The following is a 24,252-nucleotide window of genomic DNA, read 5'->3' as shown; positions in this document are numbered from 1 at the left end:
AGTTAAAGAACAATCTTATTCATTTTCAGTTTTTTTATGAAGTGTAGTTTTCCTGTTAGATTACGAGACAATAATACAAACGGGTGGATCGCATCCGTGAGTTTGGGTGGGAAAAACTATTTCGGGGAGGACTCCATGACGACCACGATTACCACGAATATGGGACGCGGCTTCCGCCTGGCGGGCGCGGCGTTCTTGATTGCCGCGGGTTTCGGGATTTCCGCGCCCGCCGTCGCCGCCGAACCGCCGATCATCGTGCCGAACCTGTTGTGTCCGTTCGGGTGCGGCGTCACCGAATCCGATACCATGCTCAACACCATGATGGCGCGCGGCGGCGAGCGGGTCGTCCTCGCCGCCCAGGAAACGCCCGGCTACATGTACAATATCCGGGCCATGGCCGAGCAAAACCGCTGGAAGACGAGCGTTTTCGGCACCGAGGATACGGTCATCCAACTCGCGATCCAGGGCGGCTCGCCCGAATTGAAGGAATTTCTGCCGGAAAAGGTGCCGATCAAGTTCAAGCTGCTCTACGGCGAGGCTTTCTGGATCCAGGGCAAGATCTTCCTGACCTTCAACCCCGCCATCAAGACCATGGCCGACGTGAAGGGGAAGCGCATCTCGCTCGGCCTGCGCGGGCAGAGCGACTGGGGGGTGTTCTCGCGCTTGGTGCTCGAGCATGGCTATGGCATCACGCCGCAGAACTCCGACATCCGGCACGTGACGCCGGGCGTGTTGACTCAGCAGCTGATCGACGGCACCACCGACGTCACCACCACGGCGGTCGGCGCCGAAGCCAACAACAAGGAATGGCTGATCGGCGGCTTCCTGCGCCAGCTCGAGGCGACCGGCAAGAAAATCCACTACATCGACGTGGACGCGGCCGCCCTCGACAAGGTCAACAAGAAGTTCTCGACTACGTTCTTGCCGCTCAAGATCAAGGCCGGAACCTTGCCGGGCCAGGATCGGGAAATCTCGGTCGGCTACAACCGCGGTTTCAAGGCGACGCACGAGACCTTCCCCGACGATGTCGCCTATCAGATCGTCAAGGCGGTCGCCAAATACGGCCCGCAGATGCGCGACCTGCACGGGTTGTGGCGCATCTGGTCGAAGGAGACCATGCTCCACGGCTTGTCGGAGGAAAACGTCCATCCCGGCGCCAAGAAGGCCTATGTCGAGCTCGGCTGGTGGGACGAGCACAAAAAATACCCGCCGATGACCTATCCGAAGATCAATTGATCGCACGAATCTCCCGGCGGCCTTGACCGGCCGCCGGGAAATTTCCGTTCAACCGATCGTTTTGGCGGCGTTTCATCCAGCCCTGTCGAGCGGCGGCAAGCGCGGGCAGTCATGACCCAGATACGCGCCGACTCTTTGCGTCCCACGCTGGTGCGTAGCCGCAAGGCGGTCAGCGCGGTTTTCTGGCTGATCGGCTTTTCGCTCACGTTCTATCTCGGCTTCGCCACGTTCGGCCTGTTTCGAAACTCCTCCGAGCATTACTCCAATTTCGTACTCGCCGTCCTGACCATGTCGGGATTGGTCGCGGTCCGCTCGTTGCTCGACGAACGAATCGAAGGCGCCGCCCGCCGCCATTGGGCGGGACACATGGCGTTTGCCGTGCTGGCCCTCGTTCTCGCCGCCGGGTCCAGCCTGTACGTGCGCCTGAACGCGGTCGCGCTCGAGATCAACCAGCCGTTTTTTACCGACGTCCAGTTCGCCGTCGGCATCGTCCTCACGGTGTCGGTGCTGATGCTGAATTGGATTCACTGGGGTGGTGTGCTGACGTCGATCATCGGCATTATGATTCTCTATTTCTTCTACGGCCACCTCATCGCCAGCCCGGTATTCGGCCATCCGCCGCTCGATCCCAAGTTCGTGATGAACTACATCGGTCTCGGCACCACCGACGGGTTCTTCTGGTTCGCCCGCGACGCGGCCGACAGCCTCTACTTTCTGGTGATCTTCGCCGCCGCGTTGTTTGGCGCGGGCATGCTGCGCATGGTGATCGAGCTCGGCAAGTACGCGGGGCGCTACGTGACCGGCGGCGCGGCCTATCCGGCGCTGATCGGCAGCGGAATCCTGGCGAGCGTCATGGGCGTCGCGGTCTCGAACGTGGTCATGACCGGACGCTTCACCATTCCGATGATGAAGCGCTACGGCTACAGCCCCTCTATGGCCGGGTCGATCGAGGCGGTCGCCTCGTGCTCGGGCCAGATCATGCCCCCCGTTCTGGGACTTGCTGCGTTTCTCATCGCCGCGATTCTCAACGTTGCCTACGTCGAAATCGCGCTGGCGGCGGTGATTCCGGGCGCCCTCTATCTCACCGGCACGTTCATCGGCGTTCAAGTGTATGCCAATCGCCACAAGCTGCCGCGGCTCGACGAAAGCGTCGATTTCAAGTTGATCAAGCGGATGCTGCCGACGTTCGTGATTTCCTTCGCCGCCGTGGTCGTTTTGCTGGTCGGCTACTACTCGCCTTCCATCGCGGGCATCGTCGGTTCCGTGCTGGCTCTCGGATTAGCCGTGTTCCAGGGGCCCTACCGGCCGAGTCGCCAGGAGATTATCGGCGGCATCGAGGAAGGTTTCGTCATGGTCGCGGTGCTGTCGCTGCTCCTGATCGCGATCGGCCCCTTGGGCCAGGTGATGTTGACCACCAACCTTTCGGGCCGTCTCGGCCCGGCGATGCTGGATTTCCTGCCCGACAACAAGTGGTTGCTGCTGATCGGCGCGATGGTGCTGTCCCTGCTGCTCGGCATGGGACTACCGACGCCGGTCGCCTACATCGTCGTGGCGCTGACCCTGGTGCCGTTCCTGCAGGAACTCGGGGTGCCGGCGCTCATCGCGCACTTTTTCGTGTTCTATTTCGCGTGCTATTCGACGCTGACCCCACCGGTCGCGGTCAGTGTGCTGGCCGCGGCCCGACTCGCCGAAACCAGTTTTCTCAAGACCGCGATCGATTCGATGAAGCTCTGTTCGACCACTTTCGTCATCCCGTTCGCGTTCGTGACCTATCCGCAGCTTCTCGAATTCCCCAAGGTCGGCTGGAATCAATTTATTCCCATCGCGACCGTATTGCTGTTGCAATGGAGTGCCTCGATTGCCGCCTTCGGCCACTTCCGGCGTACGCTCTCGAGCGTCGAGCAATCCCTGTTTACCCTGGTCACCATTGCCGGCTACGTTTCCCTGATGGACGAAGGGTACGCATCGAACGCTGTGTTCGCGGCACTGACCGCGCTCGCGGTCGGCATGGTCTATTTCCGCCCGCTCGCCGGCGCCAACTCGCAAGCGCGATCCTGAATCCCCATTGCACGGAGGAACCCGAGCCATGAAGCCGAATCTCACCAATCCGGGCAAAGTCGTCATCACCGTCGCCACCACCGGCGGCCTGCACGGCAAGGAGGCGAATCCCAACCTGCCCGAACAGCCGGCGGACATCGTCCAGAACTTCCGCGACTGCTACAACGCGGGCGCTTCCGTCGCCCACATCCACGTGCGCGACAAGCGCGGTGTCACCAGTAGCGATGTCAACATCTACAACGAGGTGGTCGACGGCATCATGAACCGCTGCCCGGGCATGATCACCCAGGTCGGCAACGGCATCGGCGTGCGTTACGAGAATCCGGGCGAGGAGGGCAAGGGGTTCACCCTCGAGGAGCGCATGGCGTTGCTCGACATCAAGCCCGCACCCGACATGCTGACCCTCAACCTCGGCACCTTCCACTTCGAGCACAAGAACACCGAATTCCTGTTTTCCAACTCCAAAAAATGGAACGCCCAGTTCGTCGAGGGCTGCAAGCGCCGCGGCATCGTCAACGAACTCGAGGTCTACGACCTGAGCCACATCGAAAACGCGCTCGAACTCCAGCGCCGCGGCGCGCTCGAAGGCCAGCTCCATTTCAGCATGGTGATGGGCATCCAGGGCGGTATTCCGGCGTCGCCCGCCAACTTGCTGGCGATGCTCGACGCGCTCCCCGAAGGATCGAGCTGGCAGATCGTCAGCATCGGCAAGTATCAACTGCCGTTGAGCACCATGGCGTTGACCCTCGGCGGCAATATTCGGGTCGGCATGGAGGACAACGTTTATTACAGCCACGGCGTTCTGGCGGTCAGCAACGCGCAATTGGTCGAGCGCGCGGTGCGGATCGCGCGCGAGCTGGGCCGCGAGATCGCGACGCCCGAAGAAGCCCGCCAAATCCTTCATATGGCGCCCGCGCCGCAGCTGCCGCCCGCGCGCTGAAGGGGAGTTGACCGGAACCCGGCCGACGCCGAAAATCGAAGCTCGCATGAACCGCCTCGTTCTCGCGGCTTTGGCTCTGGCGTCGGCGCTGTTCGCCCGGCAGGCGTACGCGTTCGAGACCGTGGTCTATGACGTGCCCAAGAGCGCGCGCCCCCACGATGTGGCGCCGGCGCCCGACGGCACGGTCTGGTATACGGCCCAAGGCCAGGGCGCGCTCGGCATCCTCGATCCCCGCACGAAGGCCGTTCGCCAGGTGCCGCTCGGTTCGGGATCGTCGCCCCACGGAGTGATCGCCGGCCCCGACGGCAACGCCTGGATCACCGACAGCGGCCAGAACGCCATCGTCCGCTACGTTCCGTCGACCGGTGCGGTCACCGTCTGGCGTCTGCCCGAGGACACCGGCTACGCCAACCTCAACACCGCCGCTTTCGACCGGGATGGCGTGTTGTGGTTCACGGGGCAAAGCGGCTTCTACGGTCGCCTCGATCCGAAAACGGGTAAAGTCGACGTGTGGAAAGCCCCGAACGGCCGCGGTCCCTATGGCATCGCCGCGACGCCGGACGGCGAAGTCTGGTACGTCTCGCTTGCCGGCAGTCACCTGGCCCGCATCGACCGCGCGAGCGGCGCGGCGGAGGTCATCGTACCGCCGACGCCGGATCAAGGCGCCCGGCGGGTCTGGTCGGACAGCCGGGGCAACCTGTGGGTTTCCGAGTGGAATTCCGGGCAGCTCAGCCGTTTCGACCCCAAGGCCCGGCAATGGAAAATGTGGCGGTTGCCCGGCGAACAGCCACGCGCCTACGCCGTCTATGTGGACGAAAAGGACATCGTCTGGGTCAGCGACTTCGGCGCCAACGCGACGCTGGCCTTCGATCCGCGCGCGGAAACGTTCGCTCCCGTGCCGGGAAGCCGGAGCGGGGCGGCCGTGCGCCAAATCCTCGGCCGGCCGGGCGAGGTCTGGCTGCCGGAATCGGGCAACGACCGGCTGATGCTGGTGCGCACCGGCAAGAAAGAGTAATCGCCCAACGGGGGTTCGGGATAATGCCATGCGCCCATGGACTCGACGCAACCTGATCGCGGGCGGCGGCGCGGCCGTCGTGGCCGCGGTCCCGCTCGTTTCGTTCGCGGCCGCACTCGCGCCAACCCCGGTTCAGAGCGAAGGGCCTTTCTATCCCGATCGTTTTCCGGCCGACACCGATGACGATCTGGTGCGCGTCGCCGGCCGGGTCCGCGACGCCGGCGGCGAAATATTGCTCCTCGACGGACAGGTGCTCGATACCGATGGCCGCCCGGTCGCCAACGAGGTGGTCGAGATCTGGCAGGTGGACGCTAACGGCCGCTATCTCGCGACCGGCGACCGCTCGCTGTCCCGTCCGCGCGATGACGATTTTCAGGGATATGGCGCGATCCGGACCGACGCTGAGGGCCGCTACCGGTTTCGCACCATTCGCCCCGTGTCGTATCCCGGCCGTGCGCCGCACATTCATGTCAAGGCGCACCATCCTGCGGGTCACGTGCTGACCACCCAGATGTACATCGCGGGCGAGCCGCGCAACGAAAGCGATATTCTCTACCGCCGGCTCGGCGCGGCCGAGCGCGATCGCCTCACGGTTCCGCTGATTCGTTCGAACGGGAAAGTGGACGCGGAATGGCGGGCGCAGTTCCGGATCATACTGCCCTGGAAAATGACCGCCGGTTGACGAAAACGAGACAAAGCCATGAATCCTCCCTCGAAAATCCACGCGGATTTGGAAATCCCCGCCGGCGAACCCTGGAGCGCGCGCATTGCCCGGGGCGACGTGCTCCGCATCGTCGATCTGCACGGCAAACAGGCCGTCGATTTTCTCTGCTACAGCCTCGCCGATCCGACCGACCGTTACAACGCCGCCAACACTATCAAGCTCAACAACAACGTCTATCTCGGCCAGGGCGCGGTCCTGTGGTCGGTGCGGGCGCGCAAGCTGATGACTATCGTCGCCGACACCTGCGGGTCGCACGACACCCTCTACGGCTGCTGTTCGGTCGAGGTCGACGACGTCCGCTTCGGCAAGAACAACGGCGCGGGCTGCCAGGGTAATTTCGAGCGCGAATTGGCCACGCATGGCCTCGGCGCCAAGGACGTGGTCGCCAACATCAATTTCTTCATGAACGTGCCTGTGCGTGCCGACGGCGGCGTCGCCATCGTCGAGGGCAAGTCGGGCCCAGGAGATTATGTCGATCTGCGCGCCGAGATGGACGTGCTGGCGGTGCTCTCCAACTGTCCCGAACGTCTCAATCAGGCGGCCGGTTTCAATCCGACGCCGATCCGCGTGACGGTCTTCACGCCTTAAATCGCGCCGTCACGAAGTCTTGCCGCCCAGGCCGGCGAGGAAACGCGACATCTCCATCGGAAACGGAAAAACGATGGTCGAAGAATTCTGGGTCGAAATCGCGCTCAAGGTGCCGAGATAGCGGAGCTGCATGGCCTCGGGTCGCCGGGCGATGATTTCCGCCGCTTCCAACAGTTTTTGCGCCGCCTGCTGCTCGCCTTCGGCGTTGATGATCTTGGCGCGGCGCTCGCGTTCGGCTTCGGCTTGGCGGGCAATGACCCGGACCATGCTTTCGTTGATATCGACGTGCTTGATCTCGACGTTGGCGACCTTGATGCCCCAAGCGTCGGTTTGCTTGTCAAGAATCTCCTGGATGTCGTTATTGAGCTTGTCCCGTTCCGCCAGCATTTCGTCGAGTTCGTGTTTGCCGAGCACGGATCGCAGCGTGGTCTGGGCGAGTTGGCCCGTCGCCTGCATGAAATCCGCGACCTGGATCGTCGCCTTTTCGGGATCGACGACGCGGAAATAAATTACCGCGTTGACCTTGACCGAAACGTTGTCGCGCGAAATCACATCCTGGCTCGGCACGTCGAGCACGACCGTTCGCAGGTCGGTGCGTACCATCTGCTGGACGTAAGGGATCAGGATGATCAGGCCCGGCCCCTTGACTCCGGTGAAACGGCCGAGGGTGAAAACGACCCCGCGCTCGTATTCGCGCAGGATCTTGATCGCCGCCGCGAGGAAGAGGATGGAAAGGACAGCGATCGGCAAATAGATGAAAGCGAAATCAGTCCACATGGGATGAAGCTCCTTTTGACGTGTCGGTTTCAGGTTCGACCTTGAGCGTGAGTCCGTCGAGCGCGACGACGCGCACCCGGCAGCTAGGCGCGAGCGGCTCGGAGGAGATCGCCTTCCAGCGTTCGCCGTGGCTGAGGACGTATCCCGACCGGCCGTTCCACTCGAGGACTTGTCCGGACGCTCCGATCATTCCCTCGCGCCCGCTCACCACGGCGCGTCGGTGCGACGTGACGGCAAGGCGCGCGACGATCGCCGTCAGGGCGAGACTGACGGCGGCGACGCCGAAAACGACCGGCTTCGAAATCTCGAAATCGGGGAAATCGGTATCGATCAAGATGACGGCGCCGAGAGCGAAGGCGACCGCGCCGCCGATGCCGAGCGCGCCGATCGACGGCGTGAACGCCTCGGCGACCATCAGCGCAAGGCCCAAAGCCATGAGAGCGAGCCCGGCGTAATTGACCGGCAACGCCGCCAACGCGTAGAGGCCGACGAGCAGGCAGATGGCGCCGACGATGCCGGGATATAGCGCGCCCGGATTCATGAACTCGAATACCAGTCCGTAGATGCCGATCATCATCAATATCAAGGCGACATTCGGATTTGTGACGGCGGCAAGCAGCCGATTTCGCCAATCGGGCTCGATGGTGGTCAGGACGAGATCCCGGGTGTCGAGAACGATTTCGGAGCCGCCCATCTTCACGGTTCGACCGTGCGCCTGGGCGAGCAGGTCGTCCACGTCGCGCGCGAGAATATCGACGACGTTCGCCGCGTGCGCCTCGTGCGCGGGCAAGCTCGCGCCTTCGCGCACGGCCTTTTCCGCCCAATCGGCGTTGCGGCCCCGCAGCTCGGCGAGCGAACGGATATAGGCGGCGGCGTCGTTGACGAGTTTGGCTTCCATCGCGCCGCGTCCCGGACCGGGCTGTGGCCGCGTGCCGCCGCCGTCATCCTTGGAGCCTTCGGGTTTTTTTTCTTTTCCGCTATCGTCGCCCGGCAGCGGAAGCCCGCCGAGCTGGACCGGCGTCGCCGCGCCGAGATTGGTCGCCGGCGCCATCGCCGCGACATGACTGGCGTACATGATAAAGGTTCCGGCGCTGGCGGCCCGCGCGCCGCCCGGGCTGATGTAGGTAGCGATCGGCAGCGGCGACGTGAGAATATCGCGGATGACCTCGCGCATCGACGTATCGAGTCCGCCCGGGGTATCCAGGCGCAACACGACCAGCTTGGCGCCGCGCTCGCGTGCTTTTTCGAGACCGCGCGAAAAGTAGTCGGCGGTGGCGGGACCGATCGCGCCTTCGATATTGAGGACAATCCCCATTCGGTCGCTCGGCGTAGCGCCGGGCGCGGCAGCGGCGGCGAGGACAACGGCCGCCAGGAACAGCAAGGCAAGGCCCCGAAAGAGCCGCACGCCGACCAATCCCGCAAACGGGACCTTCGGCGAGTTGGGGTTGGAGCAAGTCACAGCCTGTCGCCCAATGGGTTAGCCTTCAAAAAGGATCGACGGAGAAAAGTCCGCCGGAAAGCCTTCCGGCGGGGTTCCGTGGCGTCCGCCGCCGCATACGCGAGAGGATTGCTTGAATATATAGTCTTGCGATGCGATACCGTCGAGGCCCGAGGATCGGCGCCGAGGATGCGACGGTCTCGGGCTTGGGGGATAAGGGACAATGGGTCAAAAACGGGTGCCCGGACGCCACTTCGACGTCGATGTCGTCGTGGTCGGCGGTGGCAACGCGGCGTTGTGCGCGGCGCTGGCGGCGCGCGAAGGCGGTGCCACGGTCTGCGTACTGGAACGCGCGCCGATCGAGGAAAGCGGAGGCAACAGCCGTTTCACCGCCGGCGCCATCCGCTTCGCCTATGGCGGCGTCGACGATCTCAAGCAGGTGATGCCTGACTTGACCGAAGCGGAAATCGCCGCGACCGATTTCGGCGCCTATACCGAAGACGACTTTTTCGAGGATATGTTCCGGGTGACCCAGTACCGGGCCGATCCGGATTTGGTCGAAACCCTCGTCCGGCGGAGCTTCGACACGATTTTATGGTTGCACGGCAAGGGGTTGCGGTTCGTGCCCATTTACGGGAGGCAGGCGTTCAAGGTCGACGGCCGGTTCAAGTTTTGGGGCGGGCTCACGGTCGAGGCCTGGGGCGGCGGGCCTGGCCTGGTCGATCGGTTGAGCGAACTCTGCCGCGCCGCCGGCATCGACATCCGCTACGGTGCGCGGGCGATCGACTTGCTGGCCCCGGGCGGCGCGGTCGAAGGCGTTCGGGTGCGGACGGCGGGACGGGACGAGGATTTGCGCGCCGGCGCGGTGGTGCTCGCCTCCGGCGGATTCGAAAGCAGCGCGGAAATGCGCGCGCGCTACCTCGGGCCGGGGTGGGAACTGGCCAAGGTGCGCGGCACCCGTTTCAACACCGGCGACGGGCACAAGATGGCGCTCGCCGTCGGGGCGTCCTCGGCCGGCAACTGGTCGGGCTGTCACGCGGTCGGCTGGGACCGCAACGCGCCCGAATTCGGCGATCTTGCGGTCGGCGACGGATTCCAAAAGCACAGCTACCCGTTCGGGATCATGGTCAACGCGCGAGGCGAGCGGTTCGTCGACGAAGGCGCCGACTTCCGCAATTACACTTACGCCAAATACGGTCGGGTTATTCTCGAACAGCCCCAGCAGTTCGCGTGGCAGATATTCGACCGCAAGGTGGTCCATCTGCTGCGCGACGAATACCGGATCAAGCAGGTGACCAAGGTCACGGCGGCGACGCTGGAGGAGCTGGCGGGCAAGCTCGAAGGGGTTGAAGCAAAGGCCTTTATCCGCACGGTCGAGGAATACAACGCCGCGGTGCGCACCAATGTGCCCTTCAATCCCAACATTAAGGACGGCCGCTCGACCGCCGGGCTCCGCATCCCTAAATCCAATTGGGCCAACACCATCGACCAGCCGTCGTTCGAGGCTTACGCTGTCACGTGCGGAATCACGTTTACGTTCGGCGGCGTCCGCATCGACGGCGAAGCCCGCGTGAAGGACGAAGCGATGAACCCGATATCCGGCCTGTTCGCCGCGGGCGAGATCGTCGGCGGCCTTTTTTATTTCAACTATCCGGGCGGCACCGGATTGATGTCGGGCGCGGTGTTCGGCCGCATTGCCGGACGCTCGGCCGCCGCTTTCGCGCGCGGGAAATAAGCGCCTGTCCCATCACGAACCGGCCGCTTTTGGCGGCGGCACCTGTTCCGCTTCGCTCTTGGGAAACGCGGCCGCCATCATGCCGAGCGCGATCTCGCGTTCGCCCATGACGATCGAATCGGCTCCCATCTGCCGAAGATGCGAGGCCTCGGCATCGGAATAGGCCCGCGCGACGACCTTCAAGGATCGGTTGACCGCTTTTGCCTGTTCCACCACCTGGCCCGCCTCGAACCCGTCCGGGATAGCCACGAACAACAACCGGGCTTTGGCGATATTCGCCGCCTCGAGCAACGCGGCGTTCGCCGCGTTGCCGGACAGGGCCTCGATACCGTTCGTTTGGGCTTGCTTGAAGATTTCCGGCCTTTCCTCGATGACGAGTAACGGCATCCCTCGGCGCCGGAGATCGTCGCCGATGACGCCGCCGACGCGCCCGTAACCGACCAACACGGCATGATCCGTGAGCGCGGTGGGGACCAGCGGTTCCTCGGTGACCGGTTGCGTTGTCTGCACCGGAGAAGCGGGTTGGGCCGGACGATCGAGGGATGGCCGCAGGCGCTCGACCAAATAAAAAAACGCCGGATTGACCAGGATCGAGAGAATAGCTCCCGCTAGTATGAGGTTTTGGCCCTGTTCGGGCAGCAACTTGAGGCTCACGCCGAGGCCGGCCAGGATGAACGAGAATTCGCCGATTTGGGCGAGACTCGCCGAAATCATCAACGCCGTTCCGGTCGAGCGGCCGAAGAGGCGGACGATCACGAAGGCGGCGGTTGACTTTCCGATCAGGATGATCAGCAGCGTCGCGACGAGGGGCCACGGATCGCGCAACAGGATGGCGGGATCGAACAACATACCGACCGAGACGAAAAACAGGACGGCGAATGCGTCGCGCAGGGGCAGAGATTCCTCGGCGGCCCGCTGGCTCAACTCCGATTCGCTCAGGATCATCCCGGCGAAGAAGGCGCCAACGGCGAACGAAACGCCGAAAAGAACCGCCGCGCCATAGGCGACCCCGAGCGCGATCGCCAGGACGGCGAGCCGGAACAATTCCCGCGATCCGGTGTGCGCGGTGTAATGCAGAATCCACGGAATCACCCGGCGCCCGACAATCAACATCACGACGACGAATGCGATCACTTTTCCGACGGTCAAGAGAATCGTGGTCAGAACTTGGTCCGCGGATGTTACCGTTTCCGTCGCCGCGCCGCCGGCGAAACCGGCCAGGACGGGCAGTAGGACGAGCGCCAGAACCATCACCAGGTCCTCGACGATCAGCCAGCCGACCGCAATCCGCCCGCGCTCGGTTTGGATCAGGCGGCGCTCCTGCAGGGCGCGGAGCAGCACCACCGTGCTCGCCACCGAAAGCGCGAGGCCGAACACCAGCCCGGCGGGAAGCGACCATCCCAGAAGCCACGCCACGCCCAGGCCCAACAGGGTCGCGACGGCGATCTGGCCGATCGCGCCCGGAATCGCGACGGTCCATCCGGAGAGAAGGTCTTTCAGCGAGAAATGCAAGCCGACGCCGAACATCAGCAGAATGACGCCGATCTCGGCGAGTTCGGCGGCCAGCGTCTGATCGGCGACGAAGCCGGGCGTGTGGGGGCCGACGGCCACGCCGGCGAGCAAATAACCGATCAAGGGGGAAACGCGCAACCGCTGCGCGAGCGAGCCCAGCACGAAGGCAAGAAACAAGCCCCCGACGACGGTGGCGATCAGCGGATGGTGGTGCAGCATGTCGCGCCAGTATCGCGCGCGACCGGCGGGAAGTCACCTATCCGATCCGAAAAATGCCCATCATGCCGGTTTCCTGGTGTTCCAGCACGTGACAATGGAACATCCAGTCGCCCGGCTCGGTCGCGGCGAAGGCGATGGTGGCGCGCTCGCCCGGGTGCAGCAATTCGGTGTCGCGCCATTCGGTCCGCGCCGGTGTTTGGCCGTTACGCGACAGGACCCGGAAAACAACACCGTGGAGATGGATTGGGTGCGCCCAGGCGGTTTCGTTGGCAAGATCGAGGACGCACGTCTGTCCGGTGCGCAGAGCGAACAGCGGGTCGTGACCATGTCCGGTCATCAGAACGGCGCGGCCATTGACGGTCCAGATGCGGCCTTGACCCATGCGCTCGCGCACGCCGCGCACGAGGTCAGGGTCGATGCTACCGTCGGGCCTGCGCGCGCGCATCAGTTGAGGATCCATCATGCCGCCGCCGAACTCGATCGCGTGCCGGATCGCGTTGGCGAGATCGAGGGGCGGCAACGGGTTATCGGGGAGGCGGATCGTGTCGGCGAGAAGCGAGGAACGGGCCGACCCCTCGATGACCAAATCGAGCAGTTTGTAAGTGCGCTGGGCAAAATACGAATCGATCACCGCGACCCGCCCGCCCGCGACGTCGCCGATATCGACAATGGCATCCGCGCGCATGCCGGGGCCGAGCACGATGCGGCCGCCCTCCGGCGCGTGCGACTCGACCGGCTGGCCGTCAAGAGCGATGATTTTGGGTACGAGGCCGCGAAACTCGAGGGCGAAAATGCGCGCGTTGGCGACGTTGACGAGGCGGAGACGCAGGCGTTCGTTGGCCTTCACCGGAACGGATTCGGGAATTCGGCCGTTGAGGGTGACGGTGTTGCCGATCCGGCCGGCATGGCTCGCGTCCATGAAATTGGCGAAGTCGCCAACCACCTGTGCGTCGCGCGCAAGCCGCCAATCCTTCAGCACCCAGACCAGATCGCGATCGACCGGAGGGGGCCTATCTTCCTCGACCACGAACGCGCCAGAAAGCCCGCGCTCGAGTTGCTCCACGCTCATGGCGTGCGGGTGGTACCAGAACGTGCCCGCGTCCGGCATGTCGAACTCGTAGACGAAGGTGCCTTGCGGCGCGATCGGCGGCTGGGTGACGTGGGGCACGCCGTCCATGGCGTTGGGCAGGCGTACGCCGTGCCAGTGGACCGTGGTTTCGTGCGCAAGGCCGTTCGCGACCTCGATCCGCGCCCGTTCGCCCCGGCGGAACCGCAGCGTCGGCCCCGGCACGGCGCCGTTATAGGCCCAGACCTCGGTTTCCGGCTGGCTAGGCACGATCGCCGCGCGCCCCGGCGCCGGTTCCAATCGATAGCCCTTGGCCGCGAACGCGGGTTTTGCGGCGGGAACCAGTATCGCGCCGGCGAAGGCGGCGGCGCCCGCGAGCAGGCCGCGTCGGGTGAAAGGGGCGACGGTCATGGCGGCGATCCGGTCGGCATCGCTTCACTTGATCCGCGTCGGGATCGGAGTCAAGTGCGCCGCGAATTCAGCGGTTTTCGAGCCTAAAAACGATGGGAATTTCGACGTCGGACCCGCTCGGCGCCCGGAAGCGCCATTTCTCGACCGCCGCACGCGCGGCGGCGTCGAGTTCGGCGTGGCCGCTGCCGCGGATCACGTTGACGGCGGTTGGCGCCCCATCGGCCCCGATCTCGGCGCGTAGCACCACTTCGCCCTCGACTCCGCGCCGCCGGGCGGCGAGCGGATAGACCGGCGGAATGCGCACTTCCACCGACCAGCCGACCGACGCGGGCGCGGCGGCAGGCGGGGGCAGGGCGGCGAGTTCCGTCTCGCCCGCGATGGCGCCGGCGCTCGCGGCCACGGCGGGGGGGTCGCTTTTCGTCGTCTCCGACGCGGCATCGGAATGGAGCGCCTCGGCCGTGTCCGGTTCGCTGGCCATCGGGGCCGGTTCGGGCGCGGCCACGTCTCCGACGGCGGCAGGCGGCGACTTTTTCAGTTTCGGCCTGCGAACCTCGGGTTTCGGTTCGGGTTTTTCCGGCGGGCGCGCGTCGGATTTCGGCCCGAGTTTCTCCGGCTCGGATTTTTCCGGCTCGGATTTTTCCGGCTCGGGCTTTTTCGGTTCGGGCGCGATTTCTTTCGCCGCCGTCAAGGCGGCCGCCGGTTCCGGCGTCGGCTCGGCGACATCCTGCGGAAGCGCCGCATCGATCCACACCACCGGCCAGACCGTCGGCGCGGTGCCGGCGAACGGTTGCGCGGCGCCCCACCAACCGCTGCCGAAGGCCAGCACCGTCGCCAGGGCGGCGCCGTGCAGCGCCGCCGACGCGCTGAAACCGGAGAGGGCGTCGCGGCGCAAGGTCATCAGAAATCCGCCCCCACGCGTCCAATGAAGGTGCGGCCCGGTTGCGGATACGCGTTGTAGGTGCCGAAGGTCGAGGAACTGGCGATGCCGTAATCGAAGTAATCGGTGTCGAACAGGTTGAGCACCGCGAGCGACCAGCGGAACCGGTCGTAGTCCCCGCCGATGCGCAAATCGACCACGGCGTATTCTGGAATCAGCGGCTGGACGTTGCGTTGGTCGTTATCGAAGCGGCGCGAGCCGACGTAACGGACGTCGAGGTCCAATGCCGCCATTTTCGGCACGACGTCCCAGCCGATGCCGCCGTTGCCGGTCCACTGGGAGACCAGCGGCACGCGCTTGTCCTTGAACGGGCCGGCGCGAAATTCGGCGTCGGTGTAGGCGAAGCCGCCCTTGAGCCGCACCGAATCGCCGAGCCGGTAGCGCACGAAGGTTTCGACGCCTTCGCGCCGGGTCGGGTCGAGATTGACGTTGGTGAACGTCGACGGATTGAAGTGCAGCTCGTTCTTCAATTTCATCACGTAGGCGCTCGACTGCAATTCGAGCGGTCCCATGTCGAAGCGGAAACCGGCTTCGATGTCGTGCGAGGTCTGGGGCAGCAACCCGAAATTGGACGAAGAAGTGACGCGCTCGTCGACCGTCGGCAACCTGAGGCCGCGCCCGACGCGGCCGAACAACGCGAACCGTTCGGTCAGCCGGTGATCGATTCCCAAATGGGCGGCATAGTTCTTCCGGGTTTCGTCGAGCGGAACGAGCTGGGTTTCGAAACTGCCGCCCGGCGCGCTGGTGTTGGCCCGGTTGTTGGCCGAGGTGTCGGTGGCGACCAGACGGAGCCCGGCGGAAACGTCGGTGTCGGGCCGGACGGCGACGGTCTCCTGGGCATACACGGCGCCAACCAGTTGATTGATCTCGTAGGTATTGAACGGCACATTGACCGCGATGTTGCGGCGGTCGGAATCGTACATCGAATAGTAGAGGTCGGCACCGAAGGTCGCGCGCGCCGGAACGCCGAAGAGTTGATGCTGGGCGTTGGCGCGCGGGGTGAGGGACAGCGTCGACAGCACCGTGTCCACCACCGTGGTGACGTGGGCGTGATTCGTTTTCCGGCGAAGCCCGCCGTCGAGAATGAACTCCAAGTTGTCGCCGAAATTATGGGTGGCGCCGATGGTCGCGTTGATGCCTTCACGTTCGGCGAAATCGCGCGGCGTCGCGGCGCCGCGCCGATCGGTTTCGAGTTGATTGCTGGTCAACGTCACGCGGCGCGCGCCCGGCAGACCGATAAACTGGTCGTCCACCGACAGGTTCAGATAGACGCTTCCGTTTTCGAGTCGGTAGCGCACGTCGGCGACGGCGTTGCGCTGGCGCACCATGTTGTTGTCGCGGTAGCCGTCGGAATTGACGGCGTTGGCGTAGATCGACGCCGACACCGGGCCGAAGGATTGCACCGCCGACGCCGACGCTTCGCGGTAATCGAATGTGCCGAGGGCGCCGTCGACGCGGTAGCCGGGTTTGGCGTCGATGCCGGTCTTGGTGACGATGTTGATGACGCCGCCGACGGCCCCGTCGCCGTAAAGAACGGTGCCGCTGTTGCCGCGGGTGATTTCGATGCGCGCGATGCTGTCGCGAGGGATGGTGCTGAAATCGACGCCGGCGAGATCGACGTCGGTGAGCCGGCGACCGTTGACCAGCACCAGCGTGTTGGGGGTCGCGGCGGCGCCGAAGCCGCGGATATCGACCGCGGTGCGCGTTCCGGTTCCGCCCCCGAACAAGGTCTGCACCTGGACGCCGGGCTGGCGGGAAAGCAGCTCGGGCAGGGTGGCGGCGGGCGAGCGTTCGATTTCTTCGGCGGTGATGACGGTGGTTGAAGCGCCGGTGATGCCTTCGCCGAGCCGGGTTGCGGTGACTACGGTTTCGGGCAAACGTTGGGTGCCGCCCGATTGGGCGAAACCGCGCGCGCTGGGGAAAGCCGAAACGAAAACGAAGGCGAAAACGAGAATCAGCGCCGCTCGCGGCGGCCGAACTTCCACGATGAACATCTGTCGCTCCGATGCGCGTAAGAAACGTCAACGCGAACGGAGAGACGCGAACGAATCGCTGTCTTGGAATTTGAAGAGTATTCCGCCACGAGCACACCCCGACTGTGGAATTCGCATTGACCCGCGGCGTCGGCAGGTCTCCTGGCTTGCGGGGCGATCGCGACCGGCCTTCCCGGGGAAATCCCAGTGGCACGCGAGGGTCGCGACGTAGCCCGCTTACAGTTGCGGGGGCAGCTCCGGCTTTGGCTCGCTCGCGCGGGCCTCACCGGCTTCCCTTTTGATCCCAAACTTCGGGAACCGACGCCGGGAACATGCCTAGCGGTCGCCGGGTGGCGAGTCAAGACGACGGCCGAAACGGGCTTAAATTCGGGCCTTCGGCAATTTGTCCAGGCAGCGCGCGATCCAGTGGGCGCAGAGTTTTTCCTGCACGCTGTTCTGGCGCAGCCGCGCGTGCAGGCCCGCCCAATCGACGCAATCGAGCGGCTGATCCTGATTGAAGCAGGAAAAGACGTAGCCACGTTCGCCGGTCTTGGGATCGACGGTCGGTTGCAGGCACTGGGCGCAGATTTCCTTCATCATGCATTGCATCGGTGAATTGATGGAGCCGATGGCGAAATGCGGCGACTTGAGATGGGGTTTGAGCATGCCGTGGCGCGCCGCCGCCACCGCAGCCATCATCCGGTCGGAACCGATGGTGATGATACGATCCACGTCCCGGAGCGGGATCGGCGGCTTGTCGATCCGGCCTTCGCCGTAGGCGGCGAGCGCCTCGACCAGGTTGCCGACGAAGGCGCGGTCCTGCGGCCGGGTCGGCGCGAATCCCGGTTTTTCGTTGCAACACCAGACGATGGCGTCGGCGGCGCGTTCGATCTCCTCCACCTTGTAGCGGTCCTTCGGGCTCCAATAGCCGGCGAAATACAGCACCCGGCTTCCCGCCGCGCGCAGCGCCTGGCCGATGGAGAACAACACCGCGTTGCCCAGTCCGCCGCCGATCAGCAATACCGTTTCATCCGACGGAATTTCGGTCGGCGTTCCGGTCGGGCCCATCAGCACCACCGGATCCCCGGGTTTGAGCAGCCGGCAGAGAGAGCTGGAGCCTTCCATATCGAGCACGATGATCGAGATCAGGCCCTTAGCCTTGTCGACCCAGGCGCCGGTGAGCGCGATCCCTTCCATCAACAGCCGGGTACCTTCCGCCATCGGCGCCAGCGCTTCGTAATTCTGGAGGCGGTAGAACTGTCCGGGGTGGAAAGCGCGCGCGGCGGCCGGCGCCTTGAGCACCAACTCGATGATGTCCGGGGTCAGGCGCTCGGTTTTGACCACCATCGGGCGAAGATCGTCGTTGAGGGCGGCGAAGAAACGTGCCGGGCTTTCCTTGCTGGCGGGCGGGCGCTGGGCCAGCACGCGCGAAACCACCGGAAAGCCCTGCTTGGCGCTGCCGATCGCCTTGACCACATTGCCGAAATAGCTCGGATGCGAATCGCCGAAGAAGCTGACGAAGCGTCCGTCGTCGGCGCGGGTCAGCAGCACGCGCGCGTTCGCGGGCTTGCTCAGCGCGCGTTCCGGTTTGACCGGCCGGCCCTCTTCGTCGCACGCCTGGAAGTACTTGCCGTCGAGCGGGAAATGAACGGCGTCCTCGCGCGCAAGCGTGATGTTGGGCTGGGTGCCGGCGGCGACGAAGATGGCGCGCGCCGGCAACGTCACGCGGCCGTCGCCGACCCAACGACCGTCCGCGCCTTTCTTTTGGCGTTCCAACACCAGCGCCGAAGCGTGGCCGAAGCGGTCGACCTGGACTTCGACCGGCGCCAGGCCTTCGGCGAAGGCGATGTCTTCCTCGAGCGCCTTTTCCACTTCCTCGTGGTTGAGGGTGTAGGAGGGACTGTCGGCCAATCCCTTGCGGTAGGCGATGGTGACGCCGCCCCAGCTTCGGATCATCTCGACGATGCGCGGGGCGCGGTTTTCGGCCTTGGCCCGCGCGCGTTCGGCGCGGATGGCGCGGGCATGGGCGAAGAATTCCTTGGCGATCTGCCGCTCTTCCTCGTCCCAGTCGGCGCAGGTCATGGGGCCGCCGCCTCTCTCGGCGTTCATTTGTTCGCAGCGGGCGAGGAATTTCTCCACTTGGCGCGGATAATAGGCGAGCGCCTCGGTCGCGGTGTCGATGGCGGTGAGCCCGCCGCCGACCACCACCACCGGCAGCCTGAGCTGCATGTTGGCGAGCGAATTCATCCGTGCCGCGCCCGTCAACTGCAACGCCATCAGGAAATCGGACGCGACCCGCACGCCGCGCGCGAGGCCGTTCGGAATTTCGATCACAGTCGGCCGCCCCGCGCCGACGGCGAGCGCGACGTGATCGAACCCCGTCGCCCAGGCCTGCTCCAGGGTGATGGTGCCGCCGAAGCGTACGCCGCCGAACAGCGCGAACTCGGCCCGACGCTCCAGGAGCAGGCGCACGATCTTGAGGAAGTTTTTATCCCAGCGCACGGTGATACCGTATTCGGCGACGCCGCCGAACCCGGCCATCATCCGGTCGTCGAGGGATTCCCTGAGTTCGCGCACGTCGCGGATCGGGCGGAAAGGAACGCGCGATCCGTCGCCGGCGACGCCGGAAATCTCACCCGGCAGCGGCTCGATCTTGAGGCCGTCGACGCCAACCACCGCGTGCCCGTCGTTGAGCAGGAAGTGGGCGAGCGAAAATCCGGCCGGACCCATGCCCACCACCAGCACCTTGCGCCCGCTCGAAGGTTTGGGGAACGGCGCGCGCAGGTTGAGCGGATTCCAGCGCGTCAACAGCGAATAGATTTCGAACCCCCACGGCAGTTCGAGCACGTCCTTGAGCGTCCGGGTTTCGAGTTCCGGCGTGTTGACCGGGTCCTGCTTCTGGTAGACGCAGGCCTTCATGCAGTCGTTGCAGATGCGGTGCCCGGTCGCGGCGGCGAGCGGGTTATCGATCGCGATCATGGCCAGCGCGCCGACCGGAACGCCTTCGGCCTTGAGCAGCTGGAACTCGGAAATTTTTTCGCCGAGCGGGCAACCGGCCAGCGTCACGCCGCCCGCGCTCTTGCGGAACGGCGGGGCTGCGCCGTCCACGCCGGCTTTTTCGCGCAAACCCGTCGAGCAGGAATCCTTCCCCTGCTTGTGGCACCAGATGCAGTAGTTGGCGTGGTCGAGGGCGTGAACGAGGTCGGCGCCCGGATCGGTCAGCGCGAAGCCCTCGCGCCGGCGCAGATGTCCTTCGGCGATGGCATAACGGGTAAACCCTTCGTCGGTCCGGCTGTCGAGGTGGCGCACCAGATGGGCGGGATCGATTTTGCCCGGCTGCTGGAACAGCACGCCCGCGCCGTGGCGCTTGCGGCCTTCGGGCGACAGCACGGCCCACGCGGCGTATGCTTCGGCCTTGGCGAGCTTGTCGGCGTTCGCCGCGGCGTCCTTGGCCCACGCGACCACGGCTTCGGCGAACGATTGCTCGGTGAGCGGCGCGCCGATCAGCGTTTCGAGTTCGCGCGCGAGGCCCGCGCCGTCGGTCGCCGCCGCCGTTTCCGGTTTGGTGCCTTTCAACGCTTTGCGCTGGACGAAGTTGCGCTTTACTTCCCATAGGGGATCAAGGGTACGCTGGCGCGCGCGTAGCGCCTCGATCTCGGGTTCGATTCCGAACAGACGGGCGAGAAAGGATTCGAGGTGCGGCGCCAGCGCGAGCAGGAGTTCCGATTCGGCGAGCTTGGCGAGCGCGCCCGCGCCGGCGCGGGCGGCATCGAGCCTGGCGCGCAACGTCGCGTCGCGCCCGCCCAAATCGGCGAGAAAGGCGGCATCCAGGCGCGCGAGACCCTCGTGGGCGTAAAGGTCCGCGAACGTCATGCCGAATCCGAGCGCGAGGCGGGGCGGAGCGGGGGTGCCTGCGCCCTGGGAAGTCGTCATCTGGGGATTTCTCCGGGGAGACTCGCGACGCCCAGGGGATTTAGCCCTTCGCCCCCTTGGCCGCAAGGGCGTTGGCGCGCAAATCCGAAAGCCTGGCGACGGGCGTGATGGCGTCGGGATCGAGCCGGATTTCGAGCACCGTCGGGCGGTCGGACTTGAGCGCGCGCTCGAAGGCGGGCGCGAAGTCCTCGGTGCGCGCTATCGTTTCGCCGTAGGCGCCGTAGGCGCGCGCGAGCTGGGCGAAATCGGGGTTGCGCAATTCGGTCCCGATCACCCGGCCCGGATAGCGTTTTTCCTGGTGCATGCGGATGGTGCCGTACATGCCGTTGTTGACAACGACGAAGACGGCGTTGGCACCCTGCGCGACGGCAGTCGAAAGTTCCTGGCCGTTCATCAAGAAACAGCCGTCGCCGGAAAACGACACCACGATCCGGCCGGGGTTGAGGATCTTTGCCGCCACCGCCGACGGCACGCCGTAACCCATGCTGCCCGAGGTCGGGCCGAGCTGGGTGCCGTATTGGCCGAACTGATAGAACCGATGCGCCCAGACCGCGAAATTGCCAGCGCCGTTGGTGACGATGGCGTCCTTCGGCAGCGTCCGATTGAGATAGGCGACGATTTCCGCCATCTGCACCGGACCGGGAATCGCGAGCGGCTTGACGTAGTCGAGATAGTCGGCCCGCGCCGCCTTCGTCCAATCGTCCCACGCCCGGCGCTCCACGGGCGCCTGCGCGCGCAACGCGGCGGCGAACGGCGTCATGCCGGCGACGATCGCCAGTTCGGCCCGATAGACGCTGTTCAATTCGTTGGCGTCCGGCAGAACGTGAACCAGCGTCTGCTTGGGCGCGGGCGGCGCGAGCAGGGTATAGCCGCTGGTCGTCATCTCGCCGAGCCTGGGTCCGACCGCGAGAATAAGGTCGGCCTCGCGCACGCGGGCGGCGAGCTTGGGCGCGACGGCGACGCCGATATCGCCGACGTAACGGTCGTCGCGGTTGTCGAAGGCGTCCTGGCGGCGGAACGCGCAACCGACCGGAATGTTGTTGGCGGCGGCGAACACCTGGATGTCGCGGGTGGCGTCCGCCGACCAGCCGCCGCCGCCGACGATCATCAAGGGTTTCGTCGCCCGCGCCAAAAGTTCGCGCAATCGCGCCATCGCCGCCGGGTCGGGGTAGGGGGCGGCGGCGGACGCGGGCTCGGGGACTTCGGCGTTCGCGGCTTCGGTCAGCATGTCTTCCGGCACCGCCAGCACCACCGGGCCGGGCCGGCCCGAACACGCGACGTGGAACGCGCGGTTGACGTATTCGGGCACGCGCGCGGGATGGTCGATCTCGGCCGCCCACTTGGCGAGCGGGCCGTACATGCGGCGGTAGTCGACTTCCTGGAAGGCTTCGCGGTCGCGGGTGCGGCGCGCGATCTGGCCGATGAACAGGATCATCGGCGTCGAATCCTGGAACGCGGTGTGCACGCCGACCGAGGCGTTGGTCGCGCCGGGGCCGCGGGTGACGAAGGCGATCCCGGGCCGGCCGGTGAGCTTGCCGTAGGCCTCGGCCATGTAGGCGGCGCCGCCTTCCTGGCGGCAGGCGACCAGGCGGATCGCGTTTTGCGCGTCATAGAGCGCATCGAGCGCGCCGAGAAAGCTTTCGCCCGGAACCGTGAAGGCGTGAGAGGCGCCGTTGGCGACGAGGCTTTGAACGAGCAGTTGGCCGCCGGTGCGGGAAATCTGCGGGGACGAACTCATGGGCCGCGTCAGTTGAACGCCTGCAGGCCGGTCTGGGCGCGGCCGAGGATCAGGGCGTGGATATCGTGGGTGCCTTCGTAGGTGTTGACGGTTTCCAGATTGACCACATGACGCATGACGTGAAATTCGTCGACGATGCCGTTGCCGCCGTGCATGTCGCGCGCCGCGCGCGCGATCTCGATCGCCTTGCCGCAGGAATTGCGCTTGATCAGCGAGATTAATTCCGGCGGGCAGCGGTCCTCGTCCATCAGCCGGCCGGCGCGCAGGCAGGCTTGCAGGCCGATGGCGATTTCGGTTTGCATGTCGGCAAGCTTCTTCTGGATCAGCTGATTGGCGGCGAGCGGCCGGCCGAACTGCGAGCGTTCCAGGGTGTAGGTCCGCGCCGCCTGCCAGCAGAATTCCGCGGCACCGAGCGCGCCCCAGGCGATGCCGAAGCGCGCCTTGGTGAGACAACCGAACGGCCCTTTGAGGCCCTCGACGTTGGGCAGCAGGTTCGCGGCCGGCACCTCCACGTTCTCCATGACGACCTGGCCGGTGGGCGAGGCGCGTAGCGACATCTTGCCTTCGATCTTCGGGGTCGACAGGCCCTTCAGGCCGCGCTCCAGGATGAAACCGCGGATCACGCCGTCGAGCTTGGCCCAGACGACCATCACGTCGGCGATGGGCGAGTTGGAAATCCAGGTCTTGGTGCCGGTAAGAACAAAGGCATCGTTGCCCTTGCGCTCGGCGCGCGTCTTCATGCCGCCGGGATCGGAGCCGTGATCGGGTTCGGTCAAGCCGAAGCAGCCGACCCATTCGCCCTTGGCAAGGCGGGGAAGATATTTTCTCCGCTGTTCTTCGGTGCCATAGGCGAAGATCGGATACATCACCAACGACGACTGCACGCTCATCACCGAACGGTAGGCGGAATCGATCCGCTCGATTTCGCGCGCGGCGAGGCCGTAGCTGACGTGATTGACTCCGGCGCAACCGTACGCCTCGGGGAGCGTCGAGCCGAGGAGACCGAGCGCGCCCATCTCGTTCAGGATTTCGCGGTCGAAATGCTCGCGTCGGGTGGCTTCGATCACGCGCGGCATCAACTTGTGCTCGGCGTAGGCGCGCGCGGAATCGCGCACCATTTTTTCGTCTTCGCTCAACTGATCGTCGAGCCGGAAGGGATCGCTCCAGTCGAATGCGGATTTCGTCGTTTGATTCATGACGGGAAGGCCCGGAGACTGTCGCCTAACCTATGGGAAACCCCGCCCCGGGGCCAGCCGGATTCAACGGATGTGGGCGAAGAAGTAGGCGAGGTCAGCCATCTCCTGCTCGGTGGTGGCGTGCATCTTGCCGGGCATGATGCCGTCGGTGCCGACCCGGGCGCCGGACAGGAAGTCGTGCATCGCCTTCAAGAGGTAATCCTCGCGCTGGCCGGCGAGCCGCGCGACCTTGTCCCGTCCCGAAAAATCGGGCTGGTGACAGACTTGGCAATTGCGGGCCTCGGCCAGCGCCCGGCCGCGCAGCAAACGGGCGTGATCGGTATCGGCGGGCGGCTCGGTCGGTTTCTGTCGCGCGAAGTAAGCGGCGATGTCGGCGACGTCGCCGTCCTTGAGATCGGCAACCGCCGCGTTCATTTCGGGAATCTGCCGGCGGTTTTCGCGGTACAAATTGATCTGAGCCTGGATGAATGGCGCCGGTTGGGCGGCGAGCGACGGTATGCCGTCGAACGGCGAATTGCCGTCGGCGCCGTGGCAACTGCGGCACGAGGCCGCCTTGGTTTCGCCCGCAGCCGGGTCGGCCGCGCCGGCGGGCGGTGCGATCCAGACAGCCGCGGCGAGGGCGCAAACGGCTATGACGGGGCGGGGCGCGGGTATTCGGGTCATTGCGCTGAAAGAAACCGAATTTCTAACGATACCAACCGAATTCTTATATAACAAAACCTATAATGAAAATAAGGCCAATTATGGTTCCAAACC

17 protein-coding genes and 1 riboswitch are annotated in these 24,252 nt (G+C 65.1%); of the genes, 7 read left to right on the top strand and 10 right to left on the bottom strand.

The features are described from left to right. The first annotated feature begins 36 nt into the window (after positions 1–36). The 6 genes from FJ311_04390 to FJ311_04365 all read left to right on the top strand — a co-directional run bounded on the left by FJ311_04390 (position 37) and on the right by FJ311_04365 (position 6,561). Positions 37–1,236: a hypothetical protein gene (locus tag FJ311_04390; protein ID MBM3950675.1), complete on the top strand. Its 1,200-nt coding sequence runs from the start codon at positions 37–39 to the stop codon at positions 1,234–1,236. A 111-nt stretch (positions 1,237–1,347) separates the two neighbouring features. After that, positions 1,348–3,294: a TRAP transporter fused permease subunit gene (locus tag FJ311_04385; protein ID MBM3950674.1), complete on the top strand. Its 1,947-nt coding sequence runs from the start codon at positions 1,348–1,350 to the stop codon at positions 3,292–3,294. Positions 3,295–3,322: 28 nt separating this feature from the next. After that, on the top strand, positions 3,323–4,234 hold the full coding sequence (locus tag FJ311_04380) for a 3-keto-5-aminohexanoate cleavage protein (GenBank protein ID MBM3950673.1): 912 nt from the start codon (positions 3,323–3,325) through the stop codon (positions 4,232–4,234). Positions 4,235–4,280: 46 nt separating this feature from the next. Beyond that, the gene (locus FJ311_04375; GenBank protein MBM3950672.1) at positions 4,281–5,249 is read left to right on the top strand and encodes a lyase; all 969 of its coding nucleotides are present in this window, start codon (positions 4,281–4,283) and stop codon (positions 5,247–5,249) included. Between the two features lie 28 nt (positions 5,250–5,277). Continuing rightward, complete coding sequence (locus tag FJ311_04370) at positions 5,278–5,931, top strand: hypothetical protein (GenBank protein ID MBM3950671.1); 654 nt, start codon at positions 5,278–5,280, stop codon at positions 5,929–5,931. Between the two features lie 18 nt (positions 5,932–5,949). Further along, the gene (locus FJ311_04365; GenBank protein ID MBM3950670.1) at positions 5,950–6,561 is read left to right on the top strand and encodes a DUF1989 domain-containing protein; all 612 of its coding nucleotides are present in this window, start codon (positions 5,950–5,952) and stop codon (positions 6,559–6,561) included. A 9-nt stretch (positions 6,562–6,570) separates the two neighbouring features. Here the strand turns inward: FJ311_04365 and FJ311_04360 are convergent, their stop codons facing one another. Together FJ311_04360 and FJ311_04355 are read right to left on the bottom strand one after the other, a co-directional pair. Beyond that, positions 6,571–7,338 (bottom strand): slipin family protein, encoded by a 768-nt coding sequence (locus FJ311_04360; protein MBM3950669.1) that lies wholly within the window; start codon positions 7,336–7,338, stop codon positions 6,571–6,573. Further along, positions 7,328–8,653 (bottom strand): nodulation protein NfeD, encoded by a 1,326-nt coding sequence (locus FJ311_04355; GenBank protein ID MBM3950668.1) that lies wholly within the window; start codon positions 8,651–8,653, stop codon positions 7,328–7,330. Before FJ311_04355 ends, FJ311_04360 begins: the two co-directional genes overlap by 11 nt. 346 nt (positions 8,654–8,999) lie before the next feature. On the opposite strand from FJ311_04355, the gene FJ311_04350 reads away from it, so the two are divergent. Further along, positions 9,000–10,511 carry an FAD-binding dehydrogenase gene (locus tag FJ311_04350; protein MBM3950667.1) on the top strand — a complete coding sequence of 504 codons (1,512 nt, stop codon included), beginning with the start codon at positions 9,000–9,002 and terminating at the stop codon, positions 10,509–10,511. Between the two features lie 12 nt (positions 10,512–10,523). Here the strand turns inward: FJ311_04350 and FJ311_04345 are convergent, their stop codons facing one another. From FJ311_04345 to FJ311_04310, 8 genes are all read right to left on the bottom strand, one after another. After that, positions 10,524–12,242, bottom strand: coding sequence for a Kef family K(+) transporter (locus tag FJ311_04345; GenBank protein MBM3950666.1), 1,719 nt, complete (start codon positions 12,240–12,242; stop codon positions 10,524–10,526). Between the two features lie 37 nt (positions 12,243–12,279). Then, positions 12,280–13,719, bottom strand: coding sequence for a multicopper oxidase family protein (locus FJ311_04340; protein MBM3950665.1), 1,440 nt, complete (start codon positions 13,717–13,719; stop codon positions 12,280–12,282). Positions 13,720–13,786: 67 nt separating this feature from the next. Next, positions 13,787–14,617, bottom strand: a complete 831-nt coding sequence (locus FJ311_04335) for a TonB family protein (protein MBM3950664.1) — start codon at positions 14,615–14,617, stop codon at positions 13,787–13,789. After that, the gene (locus FJ311_04330; protein ID MBM3950663.1) at positions 14,617–16,650 is read right to left on the bottom strand and encodes a TonB-dependent receptor; all 2,034 of its coding nucleotides are present in this window, start codon (positions 16,648–16,650) and stop codon (positions 14,617–14,619) included. Before FJ311_04330 ends, FJ311_04335 begins: the two co-directional genes overlap by 1 nt. A gap of 113 nt (positions 16,651–16,763) precedes the next feature. After that, positions 16,764–16,967, bottom strand: a riboswitch (cobalamin riboswitch). A gap of 43 nt (positions 16,968–17,010) precedes the next feature. Continuing rightward, positions 17,011–20,562 (bottom strand): pyridine nucleotide-disulfide oxidoreductase, encoded by a 3,552-nt coding sequence (locus FJ311_04325; protein ID MBM3950662.1) that lies wholly within the window; start codon positions 20,560–20,562, stop codon positions 17,011–17,013. Between the two features lie 40 nt (positions 20,563–20,602). Continuing rightward, positions 20,603–22,300 carry a thiamine pyrophosphate-binding protein gene (locus FJ311_04320; protein MBM3950661.1) on the bottom strand — a complete coding sequence of 566 codons (1,698 nt, stop codon included), beginning with the start codon at positions 22,298–22,300 and terminating at the stop codon, positions 20,603–20,605. A gap of 8 nt (positions 22,301–22,308) precedes the next feature. Beyond that, on the bottom strand, positions 22,309–23,496 hold the full coding sequence (locus FJ311_04315; GenBank protein ID MBM3950660.1) for an acyl-CoA dehydrogenase: 1,188 nt from the start codon (positions 23,494–23,496) through the stop codon (positions 22,309–22,311). Positions 23,497–23,559: 63 nt separating this feature from the next. Beyond that, the gene (locus FJ311_04310) at positions 23,560–24,159 is read right to left on the bottom strand and encodes a cytochrome c4 (protein MBM3950659.1); all 600 of its coding nucleotides are present in this window, start codon (positions 24,157–24,159) and stop codon (positions 23,560–23,562) included. Positions 24,160–24,252: the final 93 nt, after the last annotated feature.

The organism is Rhodospirillales bacterium (assembly GCA_016872535.1).
Lineage (GTDB): Bacteria > Pseudomonadota > Alphaproteobacteria > Rhodospirillales > 2-12-FULL-67-15 > 2-12-FULL-67-15.
The sequence above is the reverse complement of the archived record's forward strand: the minus strand, read 5'-3'. Positions and strand labels throughout refer to the sequence as shown.

Coding starts and splice junctions, on each gene's coding strand:
- FJ311_04390 (MBM3950675.1), top strand. CDS start 37: ATGAAGTGTAGTTTTCCTGTTAGATTACGAGACAATAATACAAACGGG.
- FJ311_04385 (MBM3950674.1), top strand. CDS start 1,348: ATGACCCAGATACGCGCCGACTCTTTGCGTCCCACGCTGGTGCGTAGC.
- FJ311_04380 (MBM3950673.1), top strand. CDS start 3,323: ATGAAGCCGAATCTCACCAATCCGGGCAAAGTCGTCATCACCGTCGCC.
- FJ311_04375 (MBM3950672.1), top strand. CDS start 4,281: ATGAACCGCCTCGTTCTCGCGGCTTTGGCTCTGGCGTCGGCGCTGTTC.
- FJ311_04370 (MBM3950671.1), top strand. CDS start 5,278: ATGCGCCCATGGACTCGACGCAACCTGATCGCGGGCGGCGGCGCGGCC.
- FJ311_04365 (MBM3950670.1), top strand. CDS start 5,950: ATGAATCCTCCCTCGAAAATCCACGCGGATTTGGAAATCCCCGCCGGC.
- FJ311_04360 (MBM3950669.1), bottom strand. CDS start 7,338: ATGTGGACTGATTTCGCTTTCATCTATTTGCCGATCGCTGTCCTTTCC.
- FJ311_04355 (MBM3950668.1), bottom strand. CDS start 8,653: ATGGGGATTGTCCTCAATATCGAAGGCGCGATCGGTCCCGCCACCGCC.
- FJ311_04350 (MBM3950667.1), top strand. CDS start 9,000: ATGGGTCAAAAACGGGTGCCCGGACGCCACTTCGACGTCGATGTCGTC.
- FJ311_04345 (MBM3950666.1), bottom strand. CDS start 12,242: ATGCTGCACCACCATCCGCTGATCGCCACCGTCGTCGGGGGCTTGTTT.
- FJ311_04340 (MBM3950665.1), bottom strand. CDS start 13,719: ATGACCGTCGCCCCTTTCACCCGACGCGGCCTGCTCGCGGGCGCCGCC.
- FJ311_04335 (MBM3950664.1), bottom strand. CDS start 14,617: ATGACCTTGCGCCGCGACGCCCTCTCCGGTTTCAGCGCGTCGGCGGCG.
- FJ311_04330 (MBM3950663.1), bottom strand. CDS start 16,650: ATGTTCATCGTGGAAGTTCGGCCGCCGCGAGCGGCGCTGATTCTCGTT.
- FJ311_04325 (MBM3950662.1), bottom strand. CDS start 20,562: ATGACGACTTCCCAGGGCGCAGGCACCCCCGCTCCGCCCCGCCTCGCG.
- FJ311_04320 (MBM3950661.1), bottom strand. CDS start 22,300: ATGAGTTCGTCCCCGCAGATTTCCCGCACCGGCGGCCAACTGCTCGTT.
- FJ311_04315 (MBM3950660.1), bottom strand. CDS start 23,496: ATGAATCAAACGACGAAATCCGCATTCGACTGGAGCGATCCCTTCCGG.
- FJ311_04310 (MBM3950659.1), bottom strand. CDS start 24,159: ATGACCCGAATACCCGCGCCCCGCCCCGTCATAGCCGTTTGCGCCCTC.